Origin of the sequence: Streptomyces viridosporus, from assembly GCF_002078235.1 — a bacterium.
Lineage (GTDB): Bacteria > Actinomycetota > Actinomycetes > Streptomycetales > Streptomycetaceae > Streptomyces > Streptomyces viridosporus.
Genome location: NZ_MSGP01000366.1, coordinates 19,295 through 29,147, shown reverse-complemented (window position 1 = coordinate 29,147; position 9,853 = coordinate 19,295). Strand labels below are relative to the sequence as shown.

Annotated in this window: 8 protein-coding genes; 3 read left to right on the top strand and 5 right to left on the bottom strand. The window is 73.3% G+C overall.

Translation table 11 applies throughout. From position 1 onward, the window contains the following. The first annotated feature begins 334 nt into the window (after window positions 1–334). Window positions 335–1,045, top strand: coding sequence for a gamma-glutamyl-gamma-aminobutyrate hydrolase family protein (locus B7L92_RS25505; protein WP_081239746.1), 711 nt, complete (start codon window positions 335–337; stop codon window positions 1,043–1,045). A gap of 69 nt (window positions 1,046–1,114) precedes the next feature. Here the strand turns inward: B7L92_RS25505 and B7L92_RS25500 are convergent, their stop codons facing one another. After that, entirely contained in the window at window positions 1,115–2,050 is a 936-nt protein-coding gene (locus tag B7L92_RS25500) for a LysR family transcriptional regulator (RefSeq protein ID WP_081239745.1), read from the bottom strand. 70 nt (window positions 2,051–2,120) lie between these two features. On the opposite strand from B7L92_RS25500, the gene B7L92_RS25495 reads away from it, so the two are divergent. Continuing rightward, window positions 2,121–3,287 carry a TDT family transporter gene (locus B7L92_RS25495; RefSeq protein ID WP_081239750.1) on the top strand — a complete coding sequence of 389 codons (1,167 nt, stop codon included), beginning with the start codon at window positions 2,121–2,123 and terminating at the stop codon, window positions 3,285–3,287. Here the strand turns inward: B7L92_RS25495 and B7L92_RS25490 are convergent. The 4 genes from B7L92_RS25490 to B7L92_RS25475 form a co-directional block, all read right to left on the bottom strand. Then, a complete protein-coding gene (locus B7L92_RS25490; RefSeq protein WP_081239744.1) occupies window positions 3,214–3,942 on the bottom strand; it encodes a helical backbone metal receptor in 729 nt (242 codons plus the stop codon). The two genes, B7L92_RS25495 and B7L92_RS25490, sit on opposite strands and share 74 nt — an antisense overlap. Then, window positions 3,939–4,514, bottom strand: a complete 576-nt coding sequence (locus B7L92_RS25485) for a helix-turn-helix domain-containing protein (RefSeq protein WP_081239743.1) — start codon at window positions 4,512–4,514, stop codon at window positions 3,939–3,941. The genes B7L92_RS25490 and B7L92_RS25485 overlap by 4 nt, the downstream gene beginning before the upstream one ends. A 412-nt stretch (window positions 4,515–4,926) precedes the next feature. After that, complete coding sequence (locus B7L92_RS25480) at window positions 4,927–7,551, bottom strand: ABC transporter permease/substrate binding protein (RefSeq protein ID WP_081239742.1); 2,625 nt, start codon at window positions 7,549–7,551, stop codon at window positions 4,927–4,929. Further along, entirely contained in the window at window positions 7,544–8,635 is a 1,092-nt protein-coding gene (locus tag B7L92_RS25475; RefSeq protein WP_004990348.1) for a quaternary amine ABC transporter ATP-binding protein, read from the bottom strand. Before B7L92_RS25475 ends, B7L92_RS25480 begins: the two co-directional genes overlap by 8 nt. Window positions 8,636–8,896: 261 nt before the next feature. Between B7L92_RS25475 and B7L92_RS25470 the strand changes: the two genes are divergently transcribed. Beyond that, window positions 8,897–9,826: a 5'-3' exonuclease gene (locus B7L92_RS25470; RefSeq protein WP_255311132.1), complete on the top strand. Its 930-nt coding sequence runs from the start codon at window positions 8,897–8,899 to the stop codon at window positions 9,824–9,826. Window positions 9,827–9,853 lie beyond the last annotated feature (27 nt).

The window sequence follows — 9,853 nt, the reverse complement described above, 5'->3', positions numbered from 1 at the left end:
AGGGGGGCGAGGGGGTCTGGGTTCACCGCGGCGCGGCGCACGGGTCCTGCGCCCCCGCCGTCCGTCCCACACAGGCGAGGAGTCGCAAAGGTCTGGATCCATGCCATTGCCTTCTTCGTCGCCGCCTCGTGGGGAGCCGCCCCGTGAGCCTTCCGTCCGCGTCCTCCGAGTCCTCCGCGCCCTCCGCGCTCTCCGCGTCCGCCTCGCCGGTGGAGGAGTTCGCGGTCCCGGCGGCGGCCGAGGCAGAGTGGTCCCGGGACCGGCCTCGTCCCGGACCGGCCTCGTCCCTGGGCCGACGTCGTCCCGGGGTCGACACGGACGAAAGGCGCGCGACATGGCGACCGGGCCGCTGATCGGCATCAGCACGTACGCGGAGTCCGACGTGCGCTGGGGCGTGTGGCGGCTGGACGCCGTGCTGCTGCCCGCCGGCTATCCGCGGCTGGTGCGGCGGGCGGGCGGACTGGCCGCGCTGCTCCCGCCGGACGCGCCGGAGCACGCCGCGGCGACGGTGGCGCGGCTCGACGGCCTGGTGATCGCGGGCGGCCCGGACGTGGAACCCGTCCGCTACGGCGCCGAGCCCGATCCGCGCACCGGGCCGCCCGCGCGGGCGCGGGACGCCTGGGAGCTCGCGCTGATCGAGGCGGCCCTGGAGCGCGGTCTCCCGCTGCTGGGGATCTGCCGGGGCATGCAGCTGCTGAACGTCGCCCTCGGCGGCACACTCGTCCAGCACGTCGACGGCCACGCCGAGGTTCCGGGCGTCTTCGGCCGCCACCCGGTCAAGCCGGTGCCGGGCACGCGCTACGCCGGGCTCGTCCCGGAGGAGGCCTCCGTGCCGACCTTCCACCACCAGGCGGTGGACCGCCTGGGCGGGGGCCTGGTGCCGTCGGCCCACGCGGAGGACGGCACGGTGGAGGCGGTCGAGCTCCCGGCGGCCCCCTGGGTCCTGGGCGTCCAGTGGCACCCGGAGGTGGGCGACGACGTGAGGGTGATGCGGGCCCTGGTCGAGGCCGCCGCGGCCGTCGGCCGGGACGCGCCGCGCCGGTAGCGCCGTCCGCCCGGCCCGCGTCCGCCGCCACCGGCGCCACGGCCGGCCGAAGCGGCGGACGCGGGCCCCTCACCCCCGGGTCAGCGACAGCAGGTCCCGCGCCGGGCCCGTGGGACGGTGGCCGGTCGGCCACACCGCCCGCAGGTCCCGGGCCAGCGCGATGCGATTCACGGGGATCCGGACCAGGCGGCGCATCGCCAGCTCCTCTCCCACCGCCAGCTCGCTGAGGACCGCCGGACCGGCACCGCTCACCGCCGCCGCCTTCACCGCGGTCGTGGAGGACAGCTCGATCAGCGGGCGGGCCGGCCCGCCCAGGGCGGCGTCCAGGACCTGGCGGGTGCCGGAGCCCGTCTCCCGCAGGATCAGCGGGGTGGCCGCCAGTTCCTCCGCGGCGAGCGGGCGCCCGCGGCGGGCCCAGGCGTGGGACGGTGCCGTCACGACGATCAGCCGGTCATGGGCGATCACCACGGAGTCCAGACCGGCCGGCGCGGTGAGCCCCTCCACGAACCCCAGGTCCGCCTCGCCCGACAGCAGCCGCTGCGCCACCGCCGCCGAGTTCCCGGCGAGCAGCGACACCGCCGTGTCCGGCCGCTCGGTGCGCAGGGCGATCAGCCAGCCCGGGAGCAGGTACTCGGCGATCGTCATGCTCGCCGCCACCCGCAGCCGTGAGTCCCTGCGGTCCCGCAGGGCCTGCGCCCCCGCGTCGAAGGCCTCCGCCGCCTCCACGATCCGCCGCGCCCAGTCGGTGACCAGCGCCCCCGCGTCGGTCAGCCGCGAGCCCCGCGGCGAGCGGTCCACCAGCGCCACTCCGAGCTGCCGCTCCATCGACCGGACCCGGCTGCTCGCCGCGGGCTGGGTGATGCCCAGCTCCCGTGCCGCCCCGCCCAGACTCCCCAGCCGCGCCACCGCCAGCAGCAGCTCCAGCGCCCCGAGGTCCGGCACCCGGTGGGCCAGGGATCCGGTGGCCGGTGGCCGGTCGTCGGCGTGGTCGTCCGTCCTGCTCATAAGACCAGCTTATGTCGCCATAGAGGGGTGCTCCCTGGTGACCGCCCCGCCCCTGCACGACCGTGTGACCATGGTTGTCACAGCCCGTTCCCGGCCTCCCCTCCCCCGTGCCACCGCACGGCCCGCGCGCGCCACGGCCGTCCGTCACCTCGGACCCAACTGGTACGCCTGCGTCATGGGCACCGCCGTCGTGGCCGGTTCCGGAGCCGCGCTGCCCGTGCGCGTGCCCGGGCTGCGCACCGCGCTCACCGCCGTCTGGGCCCTGTCCCTCGTCCTCCTCGCGGCCCTGCTCGCCGCCCGTGCCCTGCACTGGGCCCATCATCGCGACCGGGCCCGCGCCCACCTGCTCGACCCGGCCACGGCCCCGTTCTACGGCTGCCTGTCCATGGCGCTCCTGGCCGTCGGCGGCGGCGCCCTCACCGTCGGGCGGGACTGGACCGGCACCGGTCCCGCCGTCGCCCTCGACGCCGTGCTGTTCACCGCCGGTACGGCCGTCGGGCTCGTGGCCGCCGTGGCCGTCCCGTACCTCATGGCCGTACGCCACCGGGTCACACCGGAGCAGGCGACACCCGCGTGGCTGCTGCCGCTGGTCGCGCCCATGGTGTCCGCCGCCCTCGGACCGCACCTGGTCCCCCACCTGCCGCCGGGGCAGCCCCGGCTGACGCTGCTGCTCGCCTGCTTCGCGCTGTTCGGACTCAGCCTGATCGCGACCCTGGTGATGCTGCCGCTGGTCTTCGCCCGCCTGGTCACCGGCGGCCCACCGCCCCTCGCGCTCACCCCGACGCTGTTCCTGGTGCTCGGGCCGCTCGGCCAGTCCACCACCGCCGTCGGCGCGTTCGCCGACGCCGCCCCCGGTGTCGTGCCGGCGCCGTACGACGAGGGGTTCGGCCTGCTCGCGGTCCTGTACGGGGTGCCCGTCATGGGCTTCGCGCTGCTGTGGCTCTGCCTCGCCGGCGCCCTGGTCGTACGGGCCCGGCGCCGGGGGATGCGCTTCTCGATGACGTGGTGGTCGTTCACCTTCCCGGTCGGCACCTGCGTCACCGGCGCCGAGGCGCTGGCCCGGCGCACCGGACTGCTCGCCTACGACGGGCTCACGCTCGTCCTGTACGCCGTCCTGCTCGCCGCCTGGGCCACCGCCGCGGTGCACACCGTGCGGGGCCTGGTCAGCGGCGCGCTGCTCGCAGGGCCCGCCCCAGCACGGCCGGCGCCTCGGCCAGCGACGGCCCGTACCAGGTGAGGTGCCGGCCACTGACCAGGGCGCAGGGCAGCCCGGGAAAGGCCTCCGGCCCGTCGTCCGCGGTGAAGCGGTACGGCTCGTCGGGGAGCACGACGAGGTCCGGGCCGGTCGCGCGCAACGCGTCGAGCGGGATCCGCGGATAGCGCTCCGGATGGGCCGCGTACGGGTGGTCGACGCCGAGCCGGGACAGCAGATCGCCGGCGAAGGTGTCCCGGCCCAGCACCATCCAGGGCCGCCGCCAGACCGGCACCACCGCCGTCCGGCGGTCCGGCGGCGCGGGCAGGGCGTCCCAGGCGGCCTCGGCCTCGTCCAGCCACCGGGGCCGCGAGGGCGCCCCGCACGCCGTGAGCACCCCGGCCAGCTCGTGGAAGGCCTGCGGCAGCGTCCGCACCTCCGTCACCAGCACCTCGACGCCCGCCGCGCGCAGGGCCGCCAGGTCGGGCTCGCGATTCTCCTCCTCGTTGGCGAGCACCAGGTCGGGGGCGAGGGAGACGATCCGGTCCGTCTTCGGGTTCTTCGTGCCGCCGACGCGGACGACGTCCAGCCCCGCGGGGTGCGTGCACCAGTCGGTGGCGCCGACCAGCAGGCCGGGGGCGGAGAGCGCCACGGCCTCCGTCAGCGACGGGACGAGGGAGACGACCCGAACGCCGCTCACCGGCGCGGTCCGTCCCGCACCGCCTCGATGTGCTCGGCCACGGCGACGACGACGAGCCGCGTCTCCGGGACCGTGGCACGCCAGCGGTGCCGGACGCCCCCGGTGAGGTACAGGGTGTCGCCGCGGCCCAGGCGGTAGGCGCGCCCCTCCGCCTCGATCTCCACGGCGCCGTCCGCCACGTACATCAACTGGTCGTTGCGGAACTGGAGTTCGCGGCCCGCGTCATGGTCGCCGATGAACTCGGAGGCGTGCATCTGGTGGTGACCGCGCACCAGGGAGCGCACCCGCGGGGCGACCCCCGGTTCGCCTCCGGCCCCCTCGGCACGGACGACGTCGACGCTGCACGCCGGGTCGGCCGCGGCGAGGAGTTCCACGGCGGTGGTGCGCAGGGCGTCGGCGACCTTCTCCAGGGAGTTCTGGCTGGGCCGCGCCCGCTCGTTCTCGATCTGGCTCAGGAAGGGTACGGACAGGCCGCTGCGCTCGGCCACGACGGCGAGGGTGAGGTCCAGCGCACGGCGTCGCCGCCGCACCGCCGCGCCCACCCGCAAGGGCTGTTCTTTGTGATCGCCCATCGCTTCGGCTCCCTCCTTCGCCCATCGTCCCGCGCCCGGCGCCCGGTGTCCCGGCGTACGTCCCCCCGCGGGGGTTGTCTGCACCCTACGCATGTTCGGCAAACCGTTTCAGGCGCCTGCCACGTCGCCGTCGCACGGGGCCGGGTCCGACCCCCCACTTCGCGCCAGTCGTCGAGCGGACCGTCGTGCGGTTCCCCCGCACGCGATACGGGGCGTTCCCGCCATTGTTCACCCGGATCGGCTCCAGGTCATGGGGAGGTCCCGGGGAGGGCGTAGCGGTGTGTGGTTGTCCGGATTCCTACCGTGGCCGCGTCCGCCGCCCGGCCCCGGACACGCCTCGGGGGCGGGCCCGGCCGCACGGTCGAGTGCGCGGCGGGGCCCGCCCCCGGGGGAGCGGCCGGTACGGCGTCCGTTACCGCGGGGTCATCCGCTCCACCACGTCCGGGTGCTCCTCCAGCCAGGCGGCGACGGCCTCCTCCTCGTGGCCCTGGCCGCGGTCCTTGATCTCGCGCTCCAGGGTGGCGAGCTCTTCCTCGCTCATCCGGAAACCCTTGATCCACTTCGTGAGCTCGGGGTACTGCTCGGGGAACTTCTTGCTCGCGATCGTGTGGATCGTGTTGCCCTCGCCGAAGAGCCCCTTGCCGTCCTTCAGCTTGGTCAGCTCGTACTCGGCGTACGCCCAGTGCGGCGACCAGAGCACGACCGCGACGGGCTTCTTCTTGGCGTAGGCGCGCTTGAGCTCGGCCAGCATCGCCGGCGTGGAGCCGTCGACGACCTTGTACTCCTCGTCCAGGCCGTAGCCCGGCAGGACGTCGGACTTGAGCAGGTTCATCACGCCGGTGCCCGGCTCGATGCCGATGATCCGCCCGTCGAAGAGGTCGGCCTTGCCCTTGAGGTCCTCGAGGGACTTGACGTCCTTGACGTAGGAGGGGACGGCGATCTCCAGGGACGTCGGCTCGTACCAGGTGCCGAGGTCGGTGAGGTCGTCCTTGCTCTTGTCCCAGTAGTTCTTCTGGGCGTGCGGCAGCCAGGCGTCGAAGTTGAGGTCGAGGTCACCGGAGGCGAGGCCGGTGTAGACCGGGCCGACGTCCATCTGCTTCAGGTTCAGCGTGTAGCCCCGCCGCTCCAGGACGTTCTTCCACAGGTAGGTGATGGCGATGTCCTCGTCCCAGGGGAACCAGGCCACGTCCAGCGGCCGCTTCGCCTCGGCGGGGGTGGCGCCGGAGCCGGAACCGGAGCCGACCGGGGCCCACTGGTCGACGACCTCCGGGTTGTCCTCCAGCCAGGCGCGGACGGCGTCCTGCTGCCGGCCCTTGCCGGCCTTGTTGATCTCGGCCTCGAGGCTGGTGAGCTGCTCCTCGGTCATCGAGAAGTCCTCGAGCCACTTCCCGACGAGCGGGTGGTCGTCGGTGAAGCCCTTGCGGGACAGCGTGTGCACGCCGTCGCCCTCGCCCCAGGCGCCCTTGGGGTCCTCCAGCTTCTTCAGGTCGTAGTCGCTGTACGCCCAGTGCGGTGACCAGAGCGTGACGAGGACCGGTTCCTTCTTGCTGTAGGCCCGCTTGAGCTCGGCCAGCATCGCGGGGGTGGAGCTGTCGACGACCTTGTACTCCTGGTCCAGGCCGTACTCCTCGAGGACCTTGCTCTTGAGCAGGCCCATCATGCCGGCGCTGGACTCGATGCCGGTGATCTCGCCGCCGAAGAGGGACGCCTTGCCCTTGAGGTCCTCCAGCGAGTCGACGTCCTCCATGTACGCCGGGACGGTCAGCTCCAGCGAGGTCTCGTCGTACCAGGCGCCGAGGTCCTCGAGCCGGTCGCCGTACTTCTTCCAGTACGGCTCGTGGGTGGTGGGCAGCCAGGCGTCCGTCTGGAAGTCGATGTTGCCCTGGGCGAGCGCGGTGTACAGCGGACCCGCCTCGAACTGCTTGGCCTCGACCTCGAAGCCGCGCCGCTCGAGGATCTCCTTCCACAGGTACGTGGAGGCGACGCCCTCGTCCCAGGGGATGTAGCCGATGGTGATCTTCTTGCCGTCGCCGACGTTCTTGCCGTCGGCGGCGGTGTCCGTGCCGCCGCCGTTGCCGCCGAAGAGCCCCATGCCGCCCGCCACCAGGGCGAGGACGACGACGCCGATCACGGCGACCTGCGGGCGGGGCCGGTAGGACCAGATCTTCAGCCCCTGGGCGGCGCGGGCCTTGGCGGCGGCGCGGCGGCCGAGCGGGGAGACCTGGGTGCCCAGGGCGCTGGTCATGCGGTCCAGGTAGATCGCCAGGATGACGATGGCGATGCCGGACTCGGCGCCGAGACCGATGTTGAGCTGCCCGATGGCCTCGATGACCGCGCCGCCCAGGCCGCCGGTGCCGACCATGCCGGCGATCGCGGCCATGGACAGGCCGAGCATGATGACCTGGTTGACGCCCGCCATCACCGTGGGCAGCGCCAGCGGGAGCTGGACGCGCAGCAGGGTGTTGCGGGGGGTGGTGCCGAACGCCTCCGCGGCCTCGACGAGTTCCTTGTCGACCTGGCGGATGCCCAGCTCGGTCATGCGCACGCCCGGGGCGAGCGCGAAGATCAGGGTGGCGACGATGCCCGGGGCGGGGCCGGTCCCGAAGAACAGGATCGCCGGGATGAGGTAGATCATCGCGGGCAGCGTCTGCATGAAGTCCAGGACCGGCCGGACCATGGCGCTGACCCGGTCCGAACGGGCCGCCCAGATGCCCACCGGCACCGAGATGACCAGCGCGATGACGGTGGCGACGATGACCAGCGCCAGCGTCACCATCGAGTCCTCCCACAATTCGAGGGAGTCCAGGAAGGCGAAGCCGGCGAAGGTGAGGACACCGGCGAAGGTGCCCCGCAGCCAGAAGGCGATCACCGCGAAGATACCGGCGAGCAGCAGCGGTTCGGGCGCCTGGAGGGCGGCGTTGACGCCGTCGTAGGCACCGGTGAAGACGGCCTTGAAGAAGTCGAACAGCCAGGTCACGTTGGCGAGCAGCCAGTCGACCGCGGTGTTGACCCAGTCGCCGAGCGGGATCCTAGGCACTGACCATCACCTTCTCGCCGCCCTTGTCCCGCGGGGAGTCGCAGACACCGGGATCGGCCTCCTCGTCGCCGAGGAAGCCGACGAGGCGCTGCCGGGGCACCACCCCGACGAGCGCGTGGTCGCCGTCGAGGACCGCCACGGGGTGCGGTACGCGGGCGCTGATCGCGCACAGGTCGGTGAACGGCGTGTCGGGCGTCGCGGTCTCGCAGCCGCAGTCGGCCTCGTCGCCGCGGACCTCGCGCTCCATCACCGCGCCGGCGGTCAGCACGCGGGAGCGGTCGACGTCCTGGGTGAAGGAGGCGACGTAGTCGTTGGCGGGGCGGATCAGGATGTCCTGCGCGGTGCCGATCTGCACGATGCGGCCGTCGCGCATCACCGCGATGCGGTCGCCCAGGCGCATGGCCTCGTTGAGGTCGTGGGTGATGAAGACGATCGTCTTCTTCAGCTTCTTCTGCAGCTCGATCAGCTGGTCCTGCATGTCGCGGCGGATCAGCGGGTCGAGTGCGCTGAAGGACTCGTCCATCAGCAGCAGGTCGGCGTCGGTGGCGAGCGCGCGGGCCAGGCCGACGCGCTGCTGCATGCCGCCGGACAGCTCGTCGGGCCAGGAGTCCTCCCAGCCGGCCAGGCCGCACAGGGCGAGCGCCTCGTCGGCGCGGCGTTCGCGCTCGGCGCGGGGCACGCCCTGCACTTCCAGGCCGTAGGCGGCGTTGTCGCGGACGCTGCGGTGCGGGAAGAGCGCGAAGTGCTGGAAGACCATGCTGATCTTTCGGGAGCGGACCTCGCGCAGCTGCCGGTCGGACAGCGCGGTCAGGTCCTGCCCGCCGAAGCGCACCTGGCCGGCGCTCGGCTCCAGCAGGCCGTTCAGCATGCGCAGCAGGGTGGACTTGCCCGAGCCGGACAGGCCCATGACGACGAAGATCTCGCCCGGTTCCACGGTGAACGAGGCGTCGATCACGGCCGCCGTGGTACCGCCGGCGCGCAGCTCCTCCCGGTCGGTCTCTTTGTTGTGCAGTCGTGCGACCGCCTGGTCCGGTCGTCTGCCGAACACCTTGTACAGATGCTCGGCCTCAAGCCTGGATGACACGCGTACCTCTTGTCTCGACGGCAATGACAGGAGCGATGCGCGGCGGACGGCTCACACGGTCCTGAACAGTTGAATCTGTAACCGGCATCGCTCCGGGCCGCGCCTCCCCGGTTTCTCACCGGGCAAACGTGTTCGTGCGCCGCCTCACAGCGCCACCACAGGGCGCAACGCGTTGCGCAGCGCGCACAGCCGTAAGCACAGGCGTGTGCGCGTGCGTGCGCACACGCGTGCGCGGAGGCGCTGTCGGTGGCGTACGGCATGATGCGGAGCGTGACCGGACGACTGATGCTCCTCGACACCGCCTCCCTGTACTTCCGCGCCTACTTCGGCGTCCCGGAGTCCGTCCGGGCCCCGGACGGCACGCCGGTGAACGCCGTGCGCGGGCTGCTCGACTTCATCGACCGCCTGGTGAAGGACCACCGGCCGGACCACCTGGTGGCCTGCATGGACGCCGACTGGCGCCCGCAGTGGCGGGTGGAGCTGATCCCCTCCTACAAGGCGCACCGCGTCGCCCGGGAGCAGGCGGCGGGCCCGGACGAGGAGGAGGTGCCCGACACGCTCTCGCCCCAGGTGCCGGTGATCGAGGCCGTCCTCGACGCGCTGGGCATCGCGCGGGTGGGGGTCGAGCGGTACGAGGCGGACGACGTGATCGGCACGTTCACCGCCCGGGCGGAGGGACCTGTCGACATCGTCACCGGCGACCGCGACCTGTACCAGCTGGTGGACGACGCGCGCGGGGTGCGGGTGCTGTATCCGCTGAAGGGCGTCGGCACGCTCCAGGTCACCGACGAGGCCGTGCTGCGCGAGAAGTATGGGGTGGACGGCCGGGGGTACGCGGATCTGGCACTGCTGCGCGGCGACCCGAGCGACGGCCTGCCGGGCGTGCCGGGGATCGGCGAGAAGACGGCGGCCAAGCTGCTGGCCGAGTTCGGCGACCTGGCCGGGATCCTGGCGGCCGTGGACGACCGGCAGGCGAAGCTCACGCCGTCGCAGCGCAAGCGCCTGGACGGGGCGCGGCCGTACCTCGCGGTCGCTCCCGGGGTCGTCCGGGTCGCGGACGACGTCCCGCTCCCGGAGGTCGACACGGTGCTGCCGCGCGCGCCGCGCGACCCGGCCGCGCTGGAGTCCCTGGCGGCCCGCTGGGGTCTGGGAGGGTCGCTCCAGCGCCTGCTGACGACCCTCTCGAGGTGAGCCGCGGGCGTCTTTCGAAGACCGGTG

Excerpts from the sequence above, each read along its gene's own strand:
- B7L92_RS25470 (WP_255311132.1), top strand. The coding sequence starts at position 8,897 with ATGCGGAGCGTGACCGGACGACTGATGCTCCTCGACACCGCCTCCCTG.
- B7L92_RS25485 (WP_081239743.1), bottom strand. The coding sequence starts at position 4,514 with ATGGGCGATCACAAAGAACAGCCCTTGCGGGTGGGCGCGGCGGTGCGG.
- B7L92_RS25495 (WP_081239750.1), top strand. The coding sequence starts at position 2,121 with ATGGTTGTCACAGCCCGTTCCCGGCCTCCCCTCCCCCGTGCCACCGCA.
- B7L92_RS25505 (WP_081239746.1), top strand. The coding sequence starts at position 335 with ATGGCGACCGGGCCGCTGATCGGCATCAGCACGTACGCGGAGTCCGAC.
- B7L92_RS25500 (WP_081239745.1), bottom strand. The coding sequence starts at position 2,050 with ATGAGCAGGACGGACGACCACGCCGACGACCGGCCACCGGCCACCGGA.